Source organism: Elioraea rosea (assembly GCF_007644105.1).
Classification (GTDB): Bacteria; Pseudomonadota; Alphaproteobacteria; order Acetobacterales; family Acetobacteraceae; genus Elioraea_A; species Elioraea_A rosea.
In genome coordinates this window covers 1-21,865 of record NZ_VFAC01000024.1, presented here as the reverse complement: position 1 = coordinate 21,865, position 21,865 = coordinate 1, and the positions used below count along the sequence as shown (strand labels likewise).

Annotated in this window: 20 protein-coding genes; 14 read left to right on the top strand and 6 right to left on the bottom strand. The window is 71.5% G+C overall.

The window, feature by feature from the left end; genetic code table 11:
• Window positions 1–37: 37 nt before the first annotated feature.
• Window positions 38–1,639: an MFS transporter gene (locus FIF60_RS14470; protein ID WP_158639225.1), complete on the top strand. Its 1,602-nt coding sequence runs from the start codon at window positions 38–40 to the stop codon at window positions 1,637–1,639.
• Window positions 1,640–1,641: 2 nt separating this feature from the next.
• On the opposite strand, the gene FIF60_RS14465 is transcribed toward FIF60_RS14470, so the two are convergent.
• A complete protein-coding gene (locus FIF60_RS14465; protein WP_158639224.1) occupies window positions 1,642–2,541 on the bottom strand; it encodes an AraC family transcriptional regulator in 900 nt (299 codons plus the stop codon).
• A 190-nt stretch (window positions 2,542–2,731) separates the two neighbouring features.
• On the opposite strand from FIF60_RS14465, the gene FIF60_RS14460 reads away from it, so the two are divergent.
• From FIF60_RS14460 to FIF60_RS14415, 10 genes are all read left to right on the top strand, one after another.
• On the top strand, window positions 2,732–3,385 hold the full coding sequence (locus FIF60_RS14460) for a hydrolase (protein WP_144186805.1): 654 nt from the start codon (window positions 2,732–2,734) through the stop codon (window positions 3,383–3,385).
• A gap of 1 nt (window position 3,386) precedes the next feature.
• Window positions 3,387–3,665 carry a XapX domain-containing protein gene (locus tag FIF60_RS14455; RefSeq protein WP_144186804.1) on the top strand — a complete coding sequence of 93 codons (279 nt, stop codon included), beginning with the start codon at window positions 3,387–3,389 and terminating at the stop codon, window positions 3,663–3,665.
• Window positions 3,655–5,499, top strand: a complete 1,845-nt coding sequence (locus tag FIF60_RS14450; RefSeq protein WP_239451641.1) for an amidohydrolase — start codon at window positions 3,655–3,657, stop codon at window positions 5,497–5,499. The genes FIF60_RS14455 and FIF60_RS14450 overlap by 11 nt, the downstream gene beginning before the upstream one ends.
• A 29-nt stretch (window positions 5,500–5,528) precedes the next feature.
• Window positions 5,529–7,106, top strand: coding sequence for an MFS transporter (locus FIF60_RS14445; RefSeq protein WP_144186802.1), 1,578 nt, complete (start codon window positions 5,529–5,531; stop codon window positions 7,104–7,106).
• 147 nt (window positions 7,107–7,253) lie between these two features.
• Window positions 7,254–8,201, top strand: a complete 948-nt coding sequence (locus tag FIF60_RS14440) for a ring-cleaving dioxygenase (protein ID WP_144186801.1) — start codon at window positions 7,254–7,256, stop codon at window positions 8,199–8,201.
• The gene (locus FIF60_RS14435) at window positions 8,201–8,827 is read left to right on the top strand and encodes an alpha/beta hydrolase (RefSeq protein ID WP_144186800.1); all 627 of its coding nucleotides are present in this window, start codon (window positions 8,201–8,203) and stop codon (window positions 8,825–8,827) included. Before FIF60_RS14440 ends, FIF60_RS14435 begins: the two co-directional genes overlap by 1 nt.
• A gap of 30 nt (window positions 8,828–8,857) precedes the next feature.
• The gene (locus tag FIF60_RS14430) at window positions 8,858–9,964 is read left to right on the top strand and encodes a Kelch repeat-containing protein (RefSeq protein WP_144186799.1); all 1,107 of its coding nucleotides are present in this window, start codon (window positions 8,858–8,860) and stop codon (window positions 9,962–9,964) included.
• 10 nt (window positions 9,965–9,974) lie between these two features.
• Window positions 9,975–10,565, top strand: coding sequence for a histidine phosphatase family protein (locus tag FIF60_RS14425; RefSeq protein WP_144186798.1), 591 nt, complete (start codon window positions 9,975–9,977; stop codon window positions 10,563–10,565).
• Window positions 10,566–10,589: 24 nt separating this feature from the next.
• Window positions 10,590–11,093 (top strand): DNA starvation/stationary phase protection protein Dps, encoded by a 504-nt coding sequence (dps, locus tag FIF60_RS14420; protein WP_275426722.1) that lies wholly within the window; start codon window positions 10,590–10,592, stop codon window positions 11,091–11,093.
• Window positions 11,094–11,102: 9 nt separating this feature from the next.
• Window positions 11,103–11,792 carry a hypothetical protein gene (locus FIF60_RS14415; RefSeq protein ID WP_144186796.1) on the top strand — a complete coding sequence of 230 codons (690 nt, stop codon included), beginning with the start codon at window positions 11,103–11,105 and terminating at the stop codon, window positions 11,790–11,792.
• Window positions 11,793–11,801: 9 nt separating this feature from the next.
• Here FIF60_RS14415 and FIF60_RS14410 read toward each other — a convergent pair whose 3' ends face one another.
• The gene (locus FIF60_RS14410; RefSeq protein ID WP_144186795.1) at window positions 11,802–12,107 is read right to left on the bottom strand and encodes a P-II family nitrogen regulator; all 306 of its coding nucleotides are present in this window, start codon (window positions 12,105–12,107) and stop codon (window positions 11,802–11,804) included.
• Window positions 12,107–13,081 carry a sodium-dependent bicarbonate transport family permease gene (locus tag FIF60_RS14405; RefSeq protein ID WP_144186794.1) on the bottom strand — a complete coding sequence of 325 codons (975 nt, stop codon included), beginning with the start codon at window positions 13,079–13,081 and terminating at the stop codon, window positions 12,107–12,109. The genes FIF60_RS14410 and FIF60_RS14405 overlap by 1 nt, the downstream gene beginning before the upstream one ends.
• A 77-nt stretch (window positions 13,082–13,158) precedes the next feature.
• Here FIF60_RS14405 and parE point away from each other — a divergent pair, with 77 nt between their 5' ends.
• Window positions 13,159–15,132 carry a DNA topoisomerase IV subunit B gene (gene parE, locus FIF60_RS14400; protein ID WP_144186793.1) on the top strand — a complete coding sequence of 658 codons (1,974 nt, stop codon included), beginning with the start codon at window positions 13,159–13,161 and terminating at the stop codon, window positions 15,130–15,132.
• Complete coding sequence (locus FIF60_RS14395) at window positions 15,129–15,995, top strand: urea carboxylase-associated family protein (RefSeq protein WP_144186792.1); 867 nt, start codon at window positions 15,129–15,131, stop codon at window positions 15,993–15,995. The genes parE and FIF60_RS14395 overlap by 4 nt, the downstream gene beginning before the upstream one ends.
• Window positions 15,996–16,369: 374 nt before the next feature.
• Here FIF60_RS14395 and FIF60_RS14390 read toward each other — a convergent pair whose 3' ends face one another.
• The 3 genes from FIF60_RS14390 to FIF60_RS14380 all read right to left on the bottom strand — a co-directional run bounded on the left by FIF60_RS14390 (window position 16,370) and on the right by FIF60_RS14380 (window position 19,978).
• The gene (locus tag FIF60_RS14390) at window positions 16,370–17,077 is read right to left on the bottom strand and encodes a hypothetical protein (RefSeq protein ID WP_144186791.1); all 708 of its coding nucleotides are present in this window, start codon (window positions 17,075–17,077) and stop codon (window positions 16,370–16,372) included.
• Window positions 17,078–17,189: 112 nt separating this feature from the next.
• Entirely contained in the window at window positions 17,190–19,157 is a 1,968-nt protein-coding gene (locus FIF60_RS14385; protein ID WP_158639223.1) for a methyl-accepting chemotaxis protein, read from the bottom strand.
• Window positions 19,158–19,273: 116 nt separating this feature from the next.
• Window positions 19,274–19,978 carry an alpha/beta fold hydrolase gene (locus FIF60_RS14380; protein ID WP_144186789.1) on the bottom strand — a complete coding sequence of 235 codons (705 nt, stop codon included), beginning with the start codon at window positions 19,976–19,978 and terminating at the stop codon, window positions 19,274–19,276.
• A gap of 444 nt (window positions 19,979–20,422) precedes the next feature.
• On the opposite strand from FIF60_RS14380, the gene FIF60_RS14375 reads away from it, so the two are divergent.
• The coding region (locus FIF60_RS14375; protein WP_239451646.1) for a DEAD/DEAH box helicase at window positions 20,423–21,865 on the top strand (1,443 nt) is incomplete at its 3' end.

Genomic DNA, 21,865 nt, shown 5'->3' with positions numbered 1-21,865 from the left:
GGCGCGATCGGCTGGTCGCGGTCATGATCGCGGCCCCGTGCCGCCACGAACGCCAACCTCCCCTGCCTTCGCGCCGCTGAAGAACCGCGTGTTCCGCGCGGTCTGGATCGGCAATGCCGCCGCGGGCCTCGGCACCTGGCTGCAGAACACCGGCGCGGGCTGGCTGATGACCGATCTCGCGCCCGAGCCCGCCATGGTCGCGGCCGTGCAGGCGGCGACCACGCTGCCGATCTTCCTGCTCGCCCTTCCCGCAGGCGCGCTTGCCGACATCATCGACAGGCGGCTGTTCCTGATCGCCTCGATCGCGATGCAGGCGGTCGCGGCCGTCGCACTCGCTGCGCTGACGATCGCGGGGCTCACCGGCGCCTGGACGCTCCTGTTCTTCACCTTCCTCATCGGCGTGGGCAACGCGATGAGCTCGCCCGCCTGGGCGGCGATCACGCCGGAACTCGTCACCCGCGAGGAGCTTCCGCAGGCGATCGCGCTGCATGGCATGGCCTTCAACGGCGCCCGCGCCGTCGGCCCCGCGCTTGGGGGCGTCGTGCTCGCGACTCTCGGCGCCTGGGCCTGCTTCGCGGCCAACGCGGTCAGCTACCTGCCGCTGATCGGCGCCTTCGCGGCCTGGAAGCGCGATGCCTCCAACGCGCCCTCGCGCGAGCGCTTCCTCTCCGCGGTGAAGGCCGGGCTGCGTTATGTCGGCTCCACGCCCGCGCTGCAGCGGCTGATGATCCGCGCCGCGCTGCTCTTCACCTTCGCCTCCGCGCCCTGGGCGTTCCTGCCGCTGATCGTGCGCGAGCGGCTCGCGAGCGGTCCGGAGACGTTCGGGCTGCTGCTCGGCGCGATGGGCGCGGGCGCCGTGTTCGGCGGGCTGATGATGCCGCGTATCCGCGCACTGATGCGCGCCGACATGGTGGTCGCCGCCGGCGGGGTGCTCGCCTCCGCCGCCATCCTCGCGCTCGGGCTCGGCCGGCACCCGGCGATCGCCGCGGCCGGAATGTTCGCCTACGGCATCGTCTGGATCACGACGATCGCGACGATGCAGGTCGCGGCCCAGCTCTCCCTTCCCGCCTGGGTGCGGGCGCGCGCGCTGTCGCTCTACCAGATGGCCTTCTTCGGCGCGCTGACAGGCGGCACGCTTCTCTGGGGCTGGGCAGGCGAGATCTGGGGCATCGTCCCGGCGATGACCGCCGCCGCCCTGGGCGGGCTCGTCGCCTCCGCCATCGGGCTGCGCGTGCGGCTGCCGACGGCCGATGCCGCTTCCGCCCTCCCCGCCGGCCCGACACTTGCGGTGCCGCTTCCGCGCGCCGCCCATTCCGCCGCCCCCGAGCGCGGTCCGGTGGTGGTGACGATCCGCTACGTCGTGCCGATGGACCGGACGCGCCGCTTCCTCGCGCTGATGGAGGAGGTCGGCCGCTGCCGCCGCCGCGACGGCGCCTTCGCCTGGCGCATCCTCGAGGACCTGCAGGAGGACGGCGTCTGGGTCGAGATGTTCGGGCTCGAGCGCTGGGGCGACTATGCGGGCCACGCGGCGCGGATCACCGCGGCGGAGGCGGAGCTTCTCGGCCGCGTCGCCTCGCTGCACCGAGGTGAGGGCCCGCCCGAGACGCATCTCTATCTCGGGCCGACGCCGTTCCGCTGAGCCTATCGCCTGCGGTGTCGCCGATAGGCGGTCGGGCTCTCCCCGGTCGCCTGGCGGAAGGCGCGGGCGAAGTGGCTCGCTGTGGTGAATCCGACCGCGAGCGCGATGTCGGCCACCGGAAGCTCCCCTGCGACGAGCAGGGCGCGCGCCCGCGCGATGCGCCGCTGCGTCACGTAGCGATACGGCGTCATGCCCGTGGCCGCGCGGAACGCCCGGGCGAAATGGAACCGGCTCATCCCCGCCGCACCCGCGAGCAGCTCAAGCGTCAAGGCGTCGGCTAGATTGTCCTCGACGAGGGAACGCACCGCGCGGAGCCGTTGAGCCGACATCGCCGTGCTGCCGAGCGCCACCGCCCTTTCCCCGTAGGTCGCGAGAAGGTGCAGCGCGATCGTCCTCTCGATGCTCTCGCAGAGCAGCTTGTCGACCGGCTCGGCATGTGAGGCGACGTCGGCAATGCGGCGCAGCAGGCTCGCGAGGAACGGATCATCCAGGCCGAAGCCTGGGCGAAGCCGGTCCGCAAGCCCGGCCTCCTGTGCGTAGCCCGCGAGCGTGTCCGTCGGCAGGTACAGGTGCAGGAACCCGGCCCCGCCAGCCAGCCTCCACGAGGTCGGCTGCATCGCAGGGATGAGCCCGACCTGGCCCGGCCGAAGCCTGTAGCCGCGCATCCGGCCCGTCACGTCCGTCTCGGTTTCGGCATCGCCGGAGAGGTGCAGGGTGATGACGTGGTCTGTCATCGCAGGGGTGGCGACCTCCGTCGGCGGAAGCTGGAAGCGATGCAAGGGCGGCCAGGGGCGTGCCTGACGGACTGGTTTTGATGTCGCATCGAGCGCTGCGATCAGGCGCGCGGGCGTGATCAGCTTGGTTCTGCGTCCGGGGGCAAGGCGGGGAAGCTGGGCAGTCATCGACGGATCCGCTCCTGGTCTCATCAATGCCGCGCCATCTGCCATGGAACTGCAGGACGGCGGGACGATGCTCACGCGCACGTGAGCAAGGAAACGACATGCAGCGCAATCCTGTGGCAGCAGCGTTGCGCGCCCGGCACCATTCTCCGTCTCGACGCCGGCGCGGGCCGGCCATGCAAGGGACGGACCGATGCCGAAGACCGACATGCTGAGCCCCGAGAACTGCGCGCTCGCGCTGATCGACTACCAGCCGGCCATGTGGCAGGGCGTGGGCAGCCATGACCGGACGATCGTGATGCACAACGCGCAGATCCTGGCCAAGGCCGCGAAGCTGTTCGGCATCCCCACCATCCTCACCACCGTGGCGGCCGACAGCTTCTCCGGCCCAATGATGCCGGAACTGACATCCGTGTTCCCCGGCCAGGCGCTGATCGACCGCACCTCGATCAACTCCTGGGTCGATCCGAACTTCCGCGCGGCGGTGCAGAAGATCGGCCGCAGGAAGTGGCTGATCGCCGGGCTCTGGACCGAGGCCTGCGTGATGTTTCCCTCGCTCGACATGCTGCGCGAGGGGCTCGAGGTGTACGTACCGACGGATGCCTGCGGCGACATCACCGTCGAGGCGCATGAGCGGGCGGTGCAGCGCCTCGCCCAGGCCGGCGCGGTGCCGATCACCTCGCTGCAGTGGAGCTTCGAGCTGCAGCAGGATTGGGCGCGGTCGGCGACCTATGATGGCATGATGGAGATCATGAAGGCGCACAGCCCCTACGGCATCCAGATCCGCTTCTCGAAATGGGCGCTTGGCGAGCATGCCTCGGAGGGCGGCGCCAAGGCGGCCGAATAGGATGCAGGCCTATCTGCTCGCGGGGGGCGCCGGCCTGCTGGTCGGCGTCCTCTACAGCCTGCTCGGCGTGCGGTCGCCGGCGCCGCCGGTAATCGCCCTGATCGGGCTCCTCGGCATCCTGGCCGGCGAGCAGATCGTGCCCGTCGCCAAGCGCCTGCTCGGCGGCGAGGCGGTGACGCTGTCGTGGCTGCGCAGCGGGTGCGTCCCGCATGTGTTCGGCCATCTTCCCGGCCATGGCACGCCTGCCTCGCGCGGGCAGGAGAGCGCCCGTGACACCTGAGCTGATCATCCGCAATGCCCGCGTCACGACGCTCGACCGCGCGAACCCCGAGGCTGACGCCGTTGCCGTCGCCGGCGGCCGCTTCGTCGCCGTAGGGCGCGAGGCCGAGGTCATGCCGCTCGCGGGACCCGCAACAAGGGTGCTCGACGCCGCCGGCCGTCGCGCCATCCCGGGCCTGATCGACAGCCACATCCACGTCATCCGCGGCGGGCTCAACTACCTGCTCGAGCTCCGCTGGGATGGCGTCGAGACGCTGGCGGATGCGATGGCGATGCTGAAGGAGACGGCGGCGCGCACGCCACCGCCGCACTGGGTGCGCGTCGTCGGCGGCTTCACCGAGCACCAGTTCGCCGAGAAGCGCCTGCCGACGCTCGACGAGCTGAACGCGGCCGCGCCCGACACGCCCGTCTTCATCCTCCGTCTCTACGATCGCGCCCTGCTGAACCGCGCCGCGCTCCGCGCGGCCGGCTACACGAGGGACACGCCCGATCCACCCGGCGGAATGATCGAGCGCGACGCGGCGGGCAACCCGACGGGACTTCTGCTGGCGAAGCCAAACGCGCTGATCCTCTATGCGACGCTCGCCAAGGGCCCGAAGCTGGAGCCAGAGCAGCAGAAGACCTCGACGCGCTGGTTCATGCGCGAGCTGAACCGCCTCGGCGTCACCTCCGCGATCGACGCGGGCGGCGGGTTCCAGAACTGGCCCGACGACTATGCGGTGATCCGCGCGCTGCACCGCGAGGGCGCGCTCACGCTGCGCATCGCCTACAACCTCTTCACCCAGAACAAGGGCCGCGAGGCCGAGGATTTCACCGCCTGGACCGGCATGCTCTCGCCGCGCCAGGGCGACGACACGTTCCGCCACAACGGCGCGGGCGAGATGCTCGTCTTCTCTGCCGCCGATTTCGAGGATTTCCGCGAGCCGCGCCCCGACCTGCCTGGCGCGATGGAGGAGGAGCTCGAGCGCGTCGTGCGGATCCTCGCGGAGAAGCGCTGGCCCTGGCGGCTGCACGCCACCTATGACGAGACGATCTCGCGCGCGCTCGATGTGTTCGAGAAGGTCGATCGGGACATCCCGCTCGAGGGCCTCGGCTGGTTCTTCGACCATGCCGAGACGATCTCGGCCCGCAGCATCGACCGTGTCGCGCGCCTGGGCGGTGGGGTCGCGGTGCAGCACCGGATGGTGTACCAGGGCGAGGATTTCGTCGCCCGCTATGGTGCCGCGGCGGCCGAGGAGGCCCCGCCTGTCGCGCGGATGCTCGCCGCCGGCGTGCCGGTCGGCGCCGGGACGGATGCGACGCGCGTCGCCTCATACAATCCCTGGGTCTCGCTTTGGTGGCTCGTCACAGGCGGCACGCTGGGCGGCATGCGCACCACGCGGCCCGACGCGCGGCTCTCGCGCGAGCAGGCGCTCAGGCTCTGGACGGAGGCGAACTCCTGGTTCTCCGGCGAGACGGGGCTGAAGGGACGCATCGCGCCGGGGCAGCTCGCCGACATCGTGCTTCTCTCCGACGACTACTTCTCCGTTCCGGAGGCCGCGATCCGGCACATCACGGCCGACCTCACCGTGCTCGGCGGCGCGATCGTGCATGGCACCGGCCCTTTCGCCGGCCTCGCACCGCCGCTTCCGCCCATCGCGCCCGACTGGTCTCCGGTGAAGCGCTTCGGCGGCTACCAGGGCAGGATGAAGGCCGAAGGCGCAGGACGGACGGCATGCTGCGCGCTGCCCTGTGGCATCCATGGTCACGCGCACGGAACGGTTCTTGCCCGGACCGTACCGGCCGCGAACCCGCGCGACTTCTGGGGAGCGCTCGGCTGCGCCTGCTGGCTCTGAGATGAGAGCCTTCTGATGAGCGCCCTCTGATGAATGATGGGCAGCCGGGCGCCTTCGCCCCGCTCAGGCAGCGCGTCTTCGCCGTGCTCTGGGCGGCGACCGTCATCGGCAATCTCGGCACCTGGATGCGCGACGTCGGCTCAGGCTGGCTGATGGTCACGCTCAGCCCGTCGGCGACGGTGGTGGCGCTGGTCCAGGCGGCGACCTCGCTGCCGATCTTCCTGCTCGCCCTGCCCGCCGGCGCGCTCGCCGATTTGCTCGACCGCCGGCGCATGCTGATCGCGGTGCAGGCCGCACTCCTCGTGGTGGTGAGCCTGATGGCAGCGCTCGCCGCGGCCGACGCGCTTACGCCGTGGTCGCTTCTCGCGCTCACCTTCCTCGCGGGCTGCTTCGCCGCCCTTGGCCAGCCGGCGTGGCAGGCCGTCGTGCCGGAGCTTGTGCCGAAGCCGCTGCTCCGACCCGCGGTCGCGCTGAACAGCCTCGGGCTCAACATTAGCCGCGCGATCGGCCCGGCGCTCGGTGGCCTGATCGTCGCGACGCATGGCGTGCCGGCCGCCTATGCCGCCGATGCGCTGACCTATGCGGTGGTGATCGCCGCGCTGCTGTGGTGGCGGCGCGATCTTCCCGCGCTGTCGGCCCCGCCGGAGCGGCTGGGGGGCGCGATGCGCTCAGGGGTCCGCTATGCCCTGCGCGCGCCGCCGCTGCGCCGCGTGTTGTTGCGCGCGGTGCTGTTCTTCGCGCCTGCCTCCGCCTCCTGGGCGCTGCTGCCCCTGCTTGCGCGCGGCCTGCCCGATGCCGGGCCTGCCGGATACGGCATGATGCTCGCCGCGATCGGGGCCGGCGCGGTCGGCGGCGCGCTCGCGCTTCCCGCCATCCGGGCTCGGCTCGCTGCCGATGCCACGCTGCTCGGCGCCACCGCGACGGTCGCCGCGGCGATGCCGCTGCTCGCCATCAGCGCCTCGGTTGCCTTCGCCGTGGCGGCCTCTGCGCTTCTAGGCCTCGGCTGGATCGTTGCGGTGACGACGCTGAACGTCGCCGCGCAGGGGGTGCTGCCGGCCTGGGTGCGGGCGCGCGGCCTTGCCCTCTACCTCACCGCCTTCTACGGCGCGATGGCGGCAGGCTCGGTCGGCTGGGGCAGGCTCGCCGATGCCGCCTCGGTGCCGCTTACGCTCGCCGCCGCGGCGGCCTTGGCGATCGCCCTTGCTCTCCTGGCACGCCGCCTCCCCCTGCCGGACGCGCCGGCCGACCTCGCGCCGGCCGGGCTCTGGCCGGAGCCGGCAACGGCGAACCCCGTGCCCGGCGAGCGTGGGCCTGTCGTGGTGAGCATCACCTACCGCATCGATGCCTCCGACCGGGAGGCCTTCGGTGTTGCCATCGCTCCCCTGCGGGACATCAGGCTGCGCGACGGCGCGCTGCGCTGGGGCCTGATGGAGGATGCCGCCGACCCCGGAACGGTGGTCGAATGGTTCGAGCTTGCCACCTGGGACGAGCATCTCCGCCAGCACGCGCGGCTGACCGCGGCGGACGTCGCGGTGCAGCAGCGCGTGCGCGGGTTCCATCGCGGCGACGGCCCGCCGGCCGTCACCCATCTCGTCTCTGTTGCATGACCGGCCCGGCGCGACAGGCAGGCCCTCCCGCCCCGTCCATCGGCGGCACCGATGCAGGCTATGCCTGCCGCCTGTTTGAACCTGCCGCGGCGGTGCGCCATCTGTTGCGGCGAAAGCGCGGGCCAATCCCCGCCGCGGAGAACCCCGATGACCGAACTCGGACGGCTGCACCACATTACCGCCATCGCCGATGATCCTGCCCGCAACCTGACCTTCTACCGGGATGTGCTGGGGCTCAGGTTCATCAAGCGCACGGTGAACTTCGACGATCCGGGCACCTATCACCTCTACTACGGTGACGAGACCGGCACGCCCGGAACGATCCTGACCTTCTTCCCCTATGTCGGCGCGCAGAAGGGCCGGCACGGAACGGGCCAGGCGGAGGAGATCGCCTTCGCTATCCCGCCCGCCTCGCTCGGCTTCTGGATCGACCGCCTCGGCGCCAAGGGCATCGAGTGCGAGCCACCGACGAAGCGGTTCGACGAGACCGTGCTTGCCTTCCGCGATCCTGACGGGCTTCTGCTCGAGCTCGTCACCGATGCCGGGGCCGCCACCCTGCCTGGCTACGCGGCAGCGGGCATGCCGGAAGAGCATGCGATCCGCGGCTTCCGCGGCATCACGCTGTGGCTCGACGATGTCGCCCCGACGGCGCGGGTGCTGACGGAGGTGCTCGGCTACGCGGCCGGGCCGGTCGAGGGCGCGCGTCACCGCTTCACCCATCCGGGCGGCGGGCTCGCCTCAATCATCGACCTCCGCTCCGCCGCTGGCTTCTGGCGTGGCGCGCAGGGCGCGGGAACGATCCACCACGTCGCCTTCCGCGCCGCCGACGATGCCGCGCAGGCTGCCTCGAGCCGTGCGCTCGGCGGGCTCGGCCTCCGCGTCACGCCGCAGCAGGACCGGAACTATTTCCGAAGCACCTATTTCCGCGAGCCTGGCGGGGTGCTGTTCGAGATCGCGACGGACGATCCAGGCTTCCTGATCGACGAGCCGAAAGACCGGCTCGGCGAAGCGCTGATGCTGCCTGCGCGCTACGAGAAGCATCGTGCCGAGATCGAGGCGGTGCTGCCGAAGCTGCCGTCGCGGGAAGCCGTGTGATGGACGCGGCGACAGCAACGGAGGTCGGCTTCATCCACCACGTCGAGGCGCCGCGCGATGCGGCGCCGAGACGGGCGCTCCTGCTCCTGCACGGCACGGGCGGAAACGAGCATGACCTCGTTCCGCTCGGCCGTGCCCTCGCACCCGATGCGGTCCTGATCAGCCCGCGGGGCAAGGTGCTGGAGCGTGGCGCGCCTCGCTTCTTCCGCCGCTTCGCCGAAGGGATGTTCGACGAGGCCGATGTCATCGCGCGCGCCGCAGAGCTCGCTGCCTGGGCGAAAGCAGCGGCCGGGCGCCACGCGCGCGGTCTGCCGCTCGCGGCACTCGGCTTCTCCAATGGCGCCAACATCGCCGCGGCGGTGATGCTGCTGCACCCTGATGTGCTCGACGAGGCGGTGCTTCTGCGCGCGATGCCACCGCTCTCGGCCCCGCCCGTGGCCGACCTCTCGGGCCGTCGCGTGCTGATTCTGAACGGGCTCGCAGACCCGATCGCCACGCCAGAGATAGCCGAACGCCTCGCCGGGCAGCTCCGCGCGGCGGGGGCAGCCCTCACCGCGCGGATGCTTCCCGCAGGTCATGGGCTGACGCAGGCGGATCTCGATGCCGCCGCCGCATTCCTGCGATAAGAGGGGGTCGGTCCGCATCGGGAGAACAGCATGACGCTCGCACGACGCGCGCTTCTCGGAACCGCCCTCGCCCTGCCCTTCGTCGGCAGGGCGTGGGCACAGGGAGGCCATGCGCATCACGGCGATCTCTTCCACTCCCTCCGCGAACCCGGCGCGGTGCCGCTTCCGCCGCAGACGGCCCAGCAATGGGTGACCGACAGCCCCGCTCCCGCAGGCCCGCCGGGGCGGTGGGAGCCACGCGCGCCGCTGCCGCTTCCGCGAAGCGAGATGGCCTGGGGCGTGGCGCTGAAGGGCCGCGTGCACATCATCGGCGGCTATGGCGAGCAGCGGGTGGACCGCAACTACCACCATGCCTACGAGCCCGACGCGGATCGCTGGGTGACGCTCGCGCCGCTGCCGCGTGGGGCCAACCATGTCGGCGTCGTCGCCTTCGAGGAGGCGGGCGTGATCTACGCGCTCGGCGGCTTCGTCGAGCAGAACCGCACGCCGCACAGCGACTGCTTCGCCTGGGAGCATGGCGCCGACCGCTGGCGGGCGATCGCGCCGCTGCCGCGCCCGCGCGGGGCCGGAGCGGCGGTGATGGTCGGCGGCAAGCTGCACCATATCGGCGGCGCCGGAGACGGGACGGACCGTGCCTCCGTCGGCTGGCACGAGATCTACGACCCAGCGACCGATCGCTGGACGGTCGCCCGCCCGCTTCCCGGCGCGCGCGACCATACCGGCACCGTCTCCTTCGGCGGGCTGATCCACGTCATCGGCGGGCGCTTCAACGATTTCGGCAACAACACCGCCCTGCACCACGTCTACGACCCCGCGTCCGACCGCTGGTCCCTCCGCGCGCCGCTGCCGACGCCGCGCTCCGGCCAGGGTGCGGCCGTGGTCGGCGACCGGATCTACGTCATGGGTGGAGAAGGCGGCACGCCGGGCGCGCCGGGCGGCCCGACGGGCAACGTGTTCGGCCAGATGGAGAGCTACGCGCCTGCGACGGACACCTGGCAGCACCACGCGCCGATGCCGACGCCGCGCCACGGGCTCGGCGCGGCGGCGGTCGGCGACCGGATCTACGTCGCCGGTGGCGGGCCGATCGTCGGCGGCGGCGTACAGAGCGCGGTGCACGAGGTCTTCATCGTCGGATGACGGATCGGTGATGTTTCGACGCCGGCTCGTTCTCGCTGCCCTCGCCGCGCCGGTTGCGGCCCGGGCGGAGACCTCGCTGATCGATGCGCTTCGCCGCGGCGGCCACACCGTCTACATGCGCCACGCGATCACCGACCGTAGCCAGGCCGATACCGGTCGGCTCGGCGACCGTGCGGGCCAGCGGAACCTCTCCGAAGCGGGCCGCGCCCAGGCCGAAGCGCTCGGCCGTGCACTGCGTTCCCTCGGCGTGCCGGTCGGCGAGGTTCTCGCGAGCCCGGTGTTCCGTGCCGCCGACACCGCAGCGCTCGCCTTCGGGGCGAACCGATACCGAATCGAGCCGTTCCTGACGGCGGACGACTACACCCATGACGGCGCGCTGCTCGCAGCCAACATCGCCCGGACGCGCCAGCGTCTCGCCGAGGCGCCGCGGAGCGGCAACGACATCCTCGTCGGCCACATCGTGCCGCTCGCCATGGTGCTCGGCCGGTCGGTCGCGCAGTCGCAGTTCCCCGAAGGCGCGCTCGCCGTGTTCCGGCCCGGGCCCGCGGCCACGCTGCTCGGCATCTTGCCGGCCGAGGAGGTCATTGCGGCTGCGGGTTGACGCAACCGATGGGGCGGTTCCACGTTGAGGCGAGCGAAGGAGAGACACATGCACAAGACCCGCAATGACATCGCCGCCAATGCCCGGAAGGGCGTCGCCGCCCTCCTCAACAGCCGGCTCGCAGACGTCGTCGATTTCCAGCTCGCCCTGAAGCATGCGCACTGGAACGTGAAGGGCCCGCAGTTCATTGCCCTGCACGAGATGTTCGACACGATGCAGGCCGCCTACTCGCCGCATATCGACGAGATGGCGGAAAGGATCACGGCGCTCGGCGGCACGGCGATGGGCAGCGTGCAGGCGGTGGAGAAGGGCACGTCGCTTGCCCCCTTTCCCGCCGACGTGTTCGACGGAATGAAGCTCGTCGGCGAACTCGCCGACCGTGCCGCCGCACTCGGAAAGTCTGTCCGCAAGGGCATCGACGAGACCGATGAAATGGGCGACGCGGACGCGGCCGACATTCTCACCGCGCTCTCCCGACAGCTCGACAAGGACCTCTGGTTCCTCGAGGCGCACCTGCAGAAGGGCTGACGGGCGGGGATGTACCACCCGCTTCCGGAACTCGGCTTCACCCCTGGTGCCGGGCGCTCGGGCCCGGCCCAGGCGGTGTTCGCGATCTACTACGACAACGTGGCCGACCGCGCGTTCGAACGCGCGGCCGACACGTTCCTGCGCCGCGCTTCCTTCTGGTTCCCCGGCAGCGTGCCGCTGAAATACGGCGCCACCTCCGTGCCCGAGCTCCTTTTGGCGTGGGACAGGGTAGCGGAAGAGGCGCGCGGCGCCGGCGCCAACGTGCTCTGCGGCGGGCTCTTCACCCATGCCTCGCCCGGCGGGCCGTATCCCGGCGGCCTCGAGGGCGGGATCGAGCTCGCGGGGATCGACCGCACCAACAGGATGTGCCCGACCGACATCACGCTCGCGAGCGGCCATATCGGGCGGATGACGCAGCTTCCCTGGAGCCCGAGCTCCGTTCTCATGCTCTGCGGCTGCAACACCGCCGTCGCGGCAGAGGCCGGCTACCAGCCGGTGGCGCAGATGTTCGCGCTGCGCCAGGGCGTCCGCACGATCGGCCAGCAGGGCTGGAGCTCGTTTTCCGCGCGCTGGCACTCCTACCGCCGCATCGCGCCTGCCGACACAGAGGTGTGCCTCTGGGCCTACTCCCGCGGGCGCAATGCCGTGCTTCCCTTCCTTGGGTCGGAACTGCGCGTGCCGGGCGTCGTATTCCGCTAGGCAGACCCGTCAGGCGTACTTCCCGGGCCGCATCACCTCGGCATCCGTCACCCAGGCGAAGACGGCGAAGCGCGGGAACCAGGCTGCGGCGAGATGCGCCATCACCGCCTCCGCCACCTTCTCCTCCGCCACCGTCTCGATCCGCACGGTCGGCCCGTCGAAATCGGCCGGGCCTGCCGTGTCGAGCGCGCGGTTCCAGTGCCCCTCGCCGTGGATGAGGTTCCAGCCGCGCACGCCGAGCGCGCCGAGGTCGCGCAGAAGCCTGTCGGACACCTCCGCTTCCGCGAGGATGGTGATGAGCCTGAGCGTCGCCATCAGCCGCCTCCTGCGATCGCGCGCGCCAGGGCCGCGTAGAGCGGCAGGCCGAGCGAGAGGTTGAAGGGGAAGGTCACCGCCAAGGCCGCCGTCAGCGCGAAGGCCGGGTTCGCCTCGGGCAGGGCAAGGCGCACGGCGGCCGGTGCAGCGATGTAGCTCGCAGAGGCGGAGAGGATCGCGAGCATCGCGATGCCGCCCTCGCCGAGCCCCACGGCGCGGCCGACGAACGCGCCGGCGACGCCGTTCAGCAGTGGTGCGACGATGGCGAAGCCGAGGAGGAACGGGCCCACCCGGCGAAGGTCGCCGAAGCGCCGCGCCGCCGTCACCCCCATGTCGAGCAGGAACAGCGTCAGGGCGCCTGCGAATCCGGAGGCGAAGAACGGGGCGACCGGCGCGTAGCCGCGCTCCCCCGTCAGCGCCCCGATCACGAGCCCGCCGATCAGCAGCAGGATCGACCGCCCGGCCAGCACCTCCGCGGCAAGCGCGCCGAACCCCACCTCTCCGCCCATCGCGCGGCGGCCGAGCAGCACCGCGACCGCGATGCCGGGCGCCTCCATCACCGCGAGAAGCGCTGGCATGAACCCCTCGACCGGCACCTTCGCGCCCTCGAGCCAGGCGAGACCGGCGACGAAGGTGACGGCGGAGACGGAGGCGTAGTGCGCGGCGACGGCGGCCGCATCGGCCGGCTCGAATCGCCCGAAGCGCCTGAGAACGGGGTAGCACCAGAACGGGATCGCCGCGCCGAGGATGAGCGAGCCCGCGAGCGGCAGCACCACCTCGGACAGAGGCGAGACGGAGAGCGCCACGCCGCCCTTCATGCCGATCGCGAGAAGGAGGTAGATCGTCAGCGCCTGGTGCACGGGGTCCGGCAGGCGCAGGTCGGACCCGAGCCTCTGCGCGGCGATGCCGAGGCAGAAGGCGAGCAGCATCGGCGAGAGAAGATTCTGGCCCAGAAGGGTCAGCGGTGCGTCCATGTCGCGGTCACTGCCACAAGCGCTTGTGGCGTGGAAGGTCGATCGCCTACTGTGCCTGCCCAACTCAGGAACACAGCATGAACGACCTGTTCAGCCGCGGCGGCGCGAAGGGCGGGGCCGAGGCGGCCTACACCGCGAAGGACATCGAGGTCCTGGAGGGGCTCGAGCCCGTCCGGCGCCGGCCTGGCATGTACATCGGCGGCACCGACGAGGGGGCGCTGCACCACCTCGTCGCTGAGATCCTCGACAACGCGATGGACGAGGCGGTCGGGGGCCACGCGACCTTCATCGAGCTCTCGCTCGGCAAGGACGACTGGGTGACGGTGCGCGACAACGGGCGGGGGATCCCGGTCGACCCCCATCCGAAGTTCAAGGACAAGTCCGCCCTCGAGGTGATCCTCACCACGCTGCACTCGGGCGGCAAGTTCGGCGGCAAGGCCTATGCCACCTCGGGCGGCCTGCACGGCGTCGGCGCCTCCGTCGTGAACGCGCTCGCCGAGACGATGGAGATCGAGGTCGCGCGCGACCGGACGCTCTACACGATGGGCTTCTCGAAGGGGAAGCCGACAACGAAGCTCGTCAACAAGGGCGCGGTGAACAACCGCCGCGGCACGGAGGTGCGCTTCCGCCCCGACCGGACGATCTTCAAGGACGGGCATTTCCGTCCCGCGCGGCTGTTCCGCATGGCGCGGTCGAAGGCCTACCTGTTCCGCGGCGTCGAGATCCGCTGGCGCTGCAACCCTTCCCTCATCGGCAAGGACGACACCACGCCCGCCGAGGCGGTGCTGCACTTCCCCGGCGGGCTCGCGGACTTCCTCGGCGCGGCGACGGAGGGGCGCGAGCAGCTCACGCCACGCCATTTCGAGGGCGAAACCGCCATGGAGGGCGGCGGCAAGGTCGAGTGGGCCGTCACCTGGCTGATCTCCGGCGAGGGGTTCCTCAACGCCTACTGCAACACCGTGCCCACGCCGCTCGGCGGCACGCATGAGCAGGGGTTCCGTGCGGCGCTGCTGAAGGGCCTGCGCGCCTATGGCGAGATGGTCGGCAACAGGCGTGCCGCGCAGGTCACGGGCGAGGACCTGATGGGCGGGGCGGCGGCGATGCTGTCGGCCTTCATCCGCGAGCCGCAGTTCCAGGGCCAGACGAAGGACAAGCTGACCACGCCCGAGGCCGCGCGCTGGGTCGAGAACGCGATCCGCGACCGGTTCGACCACTGGCTGACCGGCGACCCGGAGACGGCCGCGAACCTGCTCGCCTTCGCCATCTCGCGGGCCGACGAGCGGCTTGCCCGGCGCGAGCAGGCGACGACGGCACGCAAGACCGCGACGCGCAAGCTCCGCCTTCCCGGCAAGCTCGCCGACTGTTCGCGCGAGGAGCGCGACGGATCGGAGCTCTTCATCGTGGAGGGCGACAGCGCGGGCGGCTCGGCCAAGCAGGCGCGCTCGCGCGAGAACCAGGCGGTGCTGCCGCTGCGCGGCAAGATCCTCAACGTCGCCTCCGCCTCTGCCGACAAGCTGAAGGCCAACCAGGAGCTGAAGGACCTCATCGAGGCGCTCGGCTGCGGCACAGGCAGTCAGTTCAGCCTCGAGCGCCTTCGCTACGGCCGCATCATCATCATGACCGATGCGGACGTCGACGGCGCGCACATCGCAGCCCTGCTGATGACGTTCTTCTGGCGCGAGCTGCCGGAGCTCGTGCGCCGAGGCCACGTCTTTCTCGCCCGCCCGCCCCTCTACAGGCTCTCCGGCGCGGGCAGGACCGTCTATGCCCAGGACGATGCCGCGCTCGAGCCGGCGCGGAAGCAGTTCAAGGCGGGGACGAAGATCGAGGTCAGCCGCTTCAAGGGCCTCGGCGAGATGCCGCCCGCGACCTTGCGCGAGACGACCATGGACCCGAAGCGACGCACGCTTCTCCGGGTGACGACGCCGCCCGAGCAGTTCGCCCGCACGCAGGACATCGTCGAGGCGCTGATGGGGCGCAAGCCGGAACTCCGCTTCGCCTTCATCCAGGAGAACGCGGCGAGGATGGACGCCGAGGCGGTGGACGTATGACGCAGCCTGAGCCAGTCGCAGAACCGCCCGACGCAGCGGAGCGCAGGGCGCAGCCGATCGCCATCGTCTATCCGACTGATGCGCTCGCACCGCCCGACATGGCGATGCTCGGCCAGGCGAGGCGGACGCTCACCAAGGTGGGCGAAGCGGTCGCGCCGCCAAGGGACGGATGCTCGTTCCAAGTGCGGAAGGGACAGTTCTTCCGCATCGTCTGCACCGACGGGCCGCAGGTCGGCGACCTCAACCTCTGGAACGCAGACGACCTCTCCGAGCGGTTCTTCAGCGGCAAGACGCGGGCCATCCATGCGACCCATGTGAGCACGGGCGACAGGCTCTGGAGCAGCCTGCCGCATCTCCGCCCGATGGCGACGATCACCCACGATACGCTCGGCTGGTACGGCTGGGACCAGGACGGCGCCGGCATCCATGACGTGATCGGAACGCGCTGCGACCCGTACACGAACCGGCTGCTCAACGGCACCGACTTCCACCGCTGCTGCCACTCGAACCTCGCGCGCGCGCTGGGTGCTGCGCTCGGCAGGCCGGCGCGGGAGGTCGAGCACCACGTGCACGACGTGCTGAACGTGTTCATGTGCACTGGCTTCACGCGCGACACCCACCAGTACTTCATGAAGGCGAGCCCGGTGCGTCCTGGCGACTACATCGAGTTCTTCGCGGAGATCGACCTGCTCGGCGCCCTCTCCGCCTGCCCGGGCGGCAATTGCGGCCAGACCCACTCGACCGACACGGTCGCCTGCCACCCGCTCCGGGTCGAGGTGTTCGACGCCGATCCTGGCCTTCTCACAGGCTGGCAATCACCGCTGCCAAGCGCCTATCCGCGAACCCACGGCGAGGCGGGCTGACGCGCGGCACCGCGAGGCGGTCGGAGGCTGTCGCTAGCGGATCGTTCCGGAAACGGGTTCCCCGCCAGCGCCGAAGCACCAGCACGGGCTGCCGACGACCCGTGGGCTGCGCGTCTCGCACGCCACCCCCTGTTCGGGCACGCATCGGTTGGATGGACCCGCAGCACGCTGCGCTGGCGCGGGTGCGGCTGCGGGCGCAGGGGCAGACAGCGAGGGCGCGAGGCTCCGCACGAGCGGCGGCCCGCACATGCGCGCGATCTCGCGCTGCGGCACGCCGCGCTCGGTCATGTCCGTCGTGAGCCAGTCCGGGCAGGCGGCGGACGCTGCGGCCGGCAACAGTAGCGCCGCGCAGAAAAGGAGTGCCGCGTGCGCCCTCATGCCGGCCTCAGGCAGGTGTCGGGCGCGAGCACCGTCTGGCCCGCGAGCACGCGGAGGCTCGGGCCGATCTGCGCCGGCTGGCCGGACGGCGCCATCGGCGCGAGGATCTCGATCATAGTGGCTCGCGCGACATGCGCGACACAGAGTGGCAGCGGCGTTCGCGTCCGGTGCCCGGGATCCTCGACCTCGAGATAGACGATCGGCACATGCACCTCAGTGATCGGCACGCGGCCGAAGATGTAGACCTGCAGCCGCCAGTCGCCCGGGCTGATCTGCCAGACGACGTCGTAGTCGTCCATCGCCGTCTGCGGCAGCACGATGCCGCGCACGGCCACATCGGCGCCGCCGAGTCGCACCTGGATGCGTCGGACGAACCATCGGTCGGCCTCCTGGCGGGAGGCGGCGCGCACGCGGCTCGCCTCCTGTTCGGCTGCGGTGACGATCTGTCTCGCTTCCGCCTCGGCGCGGGCGATCACCTCGTTGCGCCGTTCCGTGCCCCAGTCATAGAGCGCCATGACAGAAACGACGGCCGAGGCGCCGAAGAAGCCGACGGACAGCCAGAAGCGCTTGCGCTTGTCGAGCCAGTCGGGCTGGCTGCCGATCAGGAGCCCCACGCCCGTCGCGATCAGCAGGACGACCAGGAAATATGGACCGAAGCGGAAGAAGGCTTCCGCGAACCCCGTGACGTCCCCCGTTCCAGGCATGCACCGTTCCCCGTCGCTTTCTGCGAGCGGAACAACCATAGCACGGCTCGGGCCGGCGCGGGGTGATTGCCAGCACCCCGGCCCGCCCGAAGACATTCCCCCGCCTCGGAGCTCAGTCGCTGCGGCGCACCTCGGCGAGGAAGCGGCCGACCTCCTCGGTCAGCGCCGTCGCCTCGGCGCCGAGCTCGCCCGCCACGCCGCGCACCGTCTCCGCCGCCCCGCCGGTCTGCTCCGCCGCGTGCGACACGGCACCGACGGTCGCTGAGACGGCCTGCGCGCCGCTCGCAGCCTGCTGAACCGAGCGGCTGATCTCCGCCGTAGCCGCACCCTGCTCCTCGACGGCCGCGGCGATCGAGCTCGTCACCCCATTCATCTGGCTGACCACCTTGCCGATCGAGCCGATCGTCTCGACGGCCTGGCGCGTCGCGCCCTGCATCTCCTGCACGGTGCGCGCGATCTCCTCGGTCGCCTTCGCGGTCTGGCCTGCGAGGTTCTTCACCTCCGAGGCGACGACGGCGAAGCCCTTGCCTGCCTCGCCCGCACGCGCGGCCTCGATCGTGGCGTTGAGCGCCAGGAGGTTCGTCTGCCCCGCGATGTCGCCGATCAGCCGCACGACGTCGCCGATCTGGAGAGCGGCCGTCTCGAGTGTGCGCATCTGGCTCGTGCCCTCGTCGGCGATGGTCACCGCGCCGCGGGCCACCTCGGCAGACTGCGCGACCTGGCGGCTGATCTCTGCGAGCGAGGCGGCGAGCTCCTCCGCCGCTGCCGCGACCGACTGGACCGAGCCACCCGCCTCCTCCGCGGAACCTGCGACCTGCGCGGCATCGCGCGCGAGCGCGCCTGCGGTGCCGCTCATCCTCTCCGCGGTGCCGCGCATCTCCTCGGCGCGTTTCGCGACCGCACCGACACGGGCGGCGACCGAACGCTCGAACGCGTCGGCGAGCGCCGCCATCGCCGCGCGCTTCTCCTCCTCCGCGGCGGCCTTGGCGCGCTCCTGCTCCTCGCGCAGCCGCTGCGCCTCGATGCGGTCCTGCCGGAACACCTCGACGGCCGCGGCCATCGCGCCGATCTCGTCGGCACGGCCCGCGCCCTCGACCGTGACCGCGACGTCTCCCGCGGCGAGCTTCTCCATCGCCTCCGTCATGCGGCGGATCGGCCGCACGATGGGGCGCGAGAGCAGGAAGCCTGCGAGCCCGGCGAGGACGAGAACGCCGAGGGCAGCCAGCGCGATGAAGGCAAGGCCCTCGCGCTGCGCGGCGAGCTGCGGCGTCAGGTCATGGCCGATCTCGACCACGCCGATGGCGCGGCCGGAAACGTCTGCGAGTGGCAGGACGGCGACGGCGTAGTGCCGCCCCCGCGCCTCCGCCTGGGTGGTTCCCGCGCGGCCGGCGAGCGCCGCCTCGTGCAGCGCCGGCGCGATGCGTGGCGCCCCTTCGAGCGTCGAGCCGATCGGCTCGAGCCCGCTCTCGGTGCGTCGGAAGATCGAGATGTCTGCCCCCAGCGCTGCGGCCAGGCGTTTCAGCACCGGCTCGGTCAGGCCGAGAGCGATGTCGACGGTGGCGATCGCGCGGCCCTCATGCATCACGGGCGCGACGCCGAACACGGAGATGTCGCGGAGCCCCGCCTCGAGCCCCTGCTGCAGCCGGCCGGTGCGCGCGGCCTCCGTCACGGTGCGGCGGCGGGAGGAGATGTCGTCGCCGTGCGCCCCGGGGTTCCACACCCGCACGAAGGCGACGGCCGGCGCCTTGTGGACGTTCACCCGCGCGCCGGCGAGCGTTCCGGCCGCGGCAGGCTGGGTGTCCTTCAGGAGTGCCAAGGTCGCGTCGCGGTCATCGCGCAGCACGGCCTCGCGCAGCGGCGGAAGTGCGGCAAGCGTTGCTGCCGTGAGCGCGAGCTGGCGCTGCTCGGCCTCCAGCGCAGAGCCGAACTGCCCGATCGAGGCGACGGCGCGGCGCTCCGTTTCCTCCGCCATGTTCGACTGGTCGTGCAGGACGACGACCGTCCCGAACACGGCCGATGCGACGGCCGCGACAAGGGCTGTCGCGCCGATCACGCGACCGCCGATGCTCGTGAACTTCATGCCTTCACTCCTCAACGCCTCGCGGCCGGCCCTCTTCCGGGGCCGGCCGGGGCGCATCAGAGCAGAGGGGGGTTAACGGGCTGCGACCTGCCGCTGACCGGAAATAACGGGAGCGATCAGCCGAACGCACCCTCCCGCCAGAGCCGCATCAGCGCCGTCACCGCCTGGGGGCGCTCCATCGTCGCGAGGTGGCCGCACTCCTCGATCACCGCGAGGCGCGCGCGCGGGATTCCGGCAGCGATCTCCTCGGCCGCGGCGACAGGCGTCAGCGCGTCCTCGCGCCCGACGATCACCAGGGTGGGTGAGGCGATGGCGGCAAGCGACCGGCGGCTGTCGGCACGGCCCATGATGGCGTGCTGCTGGCGAAGGAAGGCCTCCGCTCCCACGCGCTCGGCCATTGCCATCACCGCTTCCGTCAGCGCCGCCTCGCCGAGCCTGTCGGGGTGGAGGAAGAGCGGCAGCAGGCGCGGCGTCACGCCCTTGAACTGGCCGCGACGGGCGAGATCGATCAGCCCTCGACGGCGCGAAGTCTGCTCCTCGGTGTCCGACGCCGCGGAGGTATCGATCAGGCCGAGGCGACGGACCCGCTCGGGCGCGCGGCGCATGATCTCGAAGGCGAGGTAGCCGCCCATCGAAAGCCCGGCGAGGTCGAAGGTCGGTGGGGCTGCCTCGAGCACCCGCGCGGCCATTGCGCCGATGCTGTCATCCCGCGTCAGGTCGGCGACCGTGACGGGGCCGTCACCGCCGAGATGGCGCAGCTGATGCTCCCAGAGCGTCGCGTCGCAGAGCAGGCCGGGCAGCAGGATCAATGGCTGGGACATGGCACAATGGTAGGGCGGTACTGACTGGCGTGGGAGCCAGGGCGATGCTGGCGAGAACCGGCAGGCCAGACCTGGCGGGCGGAGCCGGCGGGCCAGGACCGGCGGGCCAGGACCGGCGGGCCAGATCCTCGGTGCGCGAGGGCGTCGCTACCCGGCCCGGGTTTTCGCAGCAGCTTAGGTGGGGTCAGGCGCGATGATGTGCACCCTCGTCGCAGCACTCGCCTTCGCCCGCCGACCCGGGCTGAGCCGGGCGCCGCGGCAGCCGCCGAAGCCGGCGCGCGCAACCCAGGCAGGCCCCGGGTTTCCTTGACTTCGGGGCGTCTCTGCCGATAACTGCCCGCACCCGTGGACTGCGCATCCCGCGCCCTGCCGCGGCTGCCAGGATGCCCAGTGATCGACAGCGTTCACCCTGACGGCGCCGAAGACGCGCCGGATGCGCCCGCCATGGCGCCGGAACCGATGACCGAGGCGGCCCACGCCGCAGCGGAGGAGACTGACACGCCCGCGCCGGACGCGCCGGAGGTCCCCAGCACGGTGGAGGGCCCGGCCCGGTCCGTCTTCGCCGATCTCGGCCTGTCGGACGAGGTTCTCCGCGCCGTCACCGATGCCGGCTACCTGCACCCGACGCCGATCCAGGAGCAGGCCATCCCCGTCGTCCTGATGGGCAGAGACGTGCTCGGCTGCGCCCAGACGGGCACGGGCAAGACCGCCTCCTTCACCTTGCCGATGCTCGACATCATGAGCTCTGGCCGGGCGCGCGCCCGCATGCCGCGGGCGCTGATCCTCGAGCCGACGCGCGAGCTCGCCGCCCAGGTGGGCGAGAACTTCACCAAGTACACGAAGTACCTGAAGTTCGAGTACGCGCTGATCATCGGCGGCGAGAGCATGGGCGACCAGGTCGCTCGGCTGAACCGCGGCGTCGACGTGCTGATCGCCACGCCCGGGCGGCTGATCGACCTGTTCGAGCGCGGCGGGCTGCTGCTCTCCGACGTGCGGATGCTCGTGATCGACGAGGCCGACCGCATGCTCGACATGGGCTTCATCCCCGATGTCGAGCGGATCGTCTCGCTGCTTCCCCGCATGCGGCAGACGCTGTTCTTCTCCGCCACCATGCCGCCCGAGATCCGGCGCCTGGCGGATGCGTTCCTGATGAACCCGAAGACGATCACCGTCTCGCCGCCGGCGACCGTGGCCTCGACGGTTGCGCAGAATCTCGCGCTGGTGCGCGAGCACGACAAGCGCGAGGCGCTGCGGCGCCTGATCCGCTCCGAGGACGTGAAGAACGCGCTCGTCTTCTGCAACCGCAAGCGCGATGTCGACATCCTCTGCAAATCTCTGCTGCGGCACGGGTTCAACGCGGGCCAGCTGCACGGCGACATGACGCAGCCCAAGCGCACCGAGACGCTCGAGCGCTTCAAGGCAGGTGAGATCACCATCCTCGTCTGCTCCGACGTCGCCGCCCGCGGCATCGACATCGGTGGGCTCAGCCACGTGTTCAATTTCGACGTGCCGTTCCACGCCGAGGACTACGTTCACCGCATCGGCCGCACCGGCCGCGCGGGCCTCTCCGGCCGCGCCTTCACGCTCGCGACCGTGGAGGAGGACGAGGCTCTGGCGGCGATCGAGAAGCTGATCGGCAAGCCGATCCCGCGCATCCAGGTCGAGGGGCTCGACCCCGTCTCGATCGACGTGATGGGCGAGCGGCCGAAGGCGCGCGGGCGCGGCAGGGCAAGGGGCCGCAAGCCGGAGCCGGAGCGCGCAGAGTCGCCGAAGCGGACCCGCAGCCGCCGCCCCGAGCGCGCCGCCGCGCCGGAGCCGGTCGCCGAGGTCGCCCCCATCGCCGAGCCCGTGATGGCCGAGCCCGTGATGCCCGAGGCAGCGGCCCCG

What these genes read in the sequence shown, in the direction of transcription:
- FIF60_RS14465 (WP_158639224.1), bottom strand. Translation starts at nt 2,541, where the DNA reads ATGACTGCCCAGCTTCCCCGCCTTGCCCCCGGACGCAGAACCAAGCTG.
- FIF60_RS14460 (WP_144186805.1), top strand. Translation starts at nt 2,732, where the DNA reads ATGCCGAAGACCGACATGCTGAGCCCCGAGAACTGCGCGCTCGCGCTG.
- FIF60_RS14455 (WP_144186804.1), top strand. Translation starts at nt 3,387, where the DNA reads ATGCAGGCCTATCTGCTCGCGGGGGGCGCCGGCCTGCTGGTCGGCGTC.
- FIF60_RS14445 (WP_144186802.1), top strand. Translation starts at nt 5,529, where the DNA reads ATGAATGATGGGCAGCCGGGCGCCTTCGCCCCGCTCAGGCAGCGCGTC.
- FIF60_RS14440 (WP_144186801.1), top strand. Translation starts at nt 7,254, where the DNA reads ATGACCGAACTCGGACGGCTGCACCACATTACCGCCATCGCCGATGAT.
- FIF60_RS14435 (WP_144186800.1), top strand. Translation starts at nt 8,201, where the DNA reads ATGGACGCGGCGACAGCAACGGAGGTCGGCTTCATCCACCACGTCGAG.
- FIF60_RS14430 (WP_144186799.1), top strand. Translation starts at nt 8,858, where the DNA reads ATGACGCTCGCACGACGCGCGCTTCTCGGAACCGCCCTCGCCCTGCCC.
- FIF60_RS14425 (WP_144186798.1), top strand. Translation starts at nt 9,975, where the DNA reads ATGTTTCGACGCCGGCTCGTTCTCGCTGCCCTCGCCGCGCCGGTTGCG.
- FIF60_RS14415 (WP_144186796.1), top strand. Translation starts at nt 11,103, where the DNA reads ATGTACCACCCGCTTCCGGAACTCGGCTTCACCCCTGGTGCCGGGCGC.
- FIF60_RS14410 (WP_144186795.1), bottom strand. Translation starts at nt 12,107, where the DNA reads ATGGCGACGCTCAGGCTCATCACCATCCTCGCGGAAGCGGAGGTGTCC.
- FIF60_RS14405 (WP_144186794.1), bottom strand. Translation starts at nt 13,081, where the DNA reads ATGGACGCACCGCTGACCCTTCTGGGCCAGAATCTTCTCTCGCCGATG.
- parE (WP_144186793.1), top strand. Translation starts at nt 13,159, where the DNA reads ATGAACGACCTGTTCAGCCGCGGCGGCGCGAAGGGCGGGGCCGAGGCG.
- FIF60_RS14395 (WP_144186792.1), top strand. Translation starts at nt 15,129, where the DNA reads ATGACGCAGCCTGAGCCAGTCGCAGAACCGCCCGACGCAGCGGAGCGC.
- FIF60_RS14390 (WP_144186791.1), bottom strand. Translation starts at nt 17,077, where the DNA reads ATGCCTGGAACGGGGGACGTCACGGGGTTCGCGGAAGCCTTCTTCCGC.
- FIF60_RS14385 (WP_158639223.1), bottom strand. Translation starts at nt 19,157, where the DNA reads ATGAAGTTCACGAGCATCGGCGGTCGCGTGATCGGCGCGACAGCCCTT.
- FIF60_RS14380 (WP_144186789.1), bottom strand. Translation starts at nt 19,978, where the DNA reads ATGTCCCAGCCATTGATCCTGCTGCCCGGCCTGCTCTGCGACGCGACG.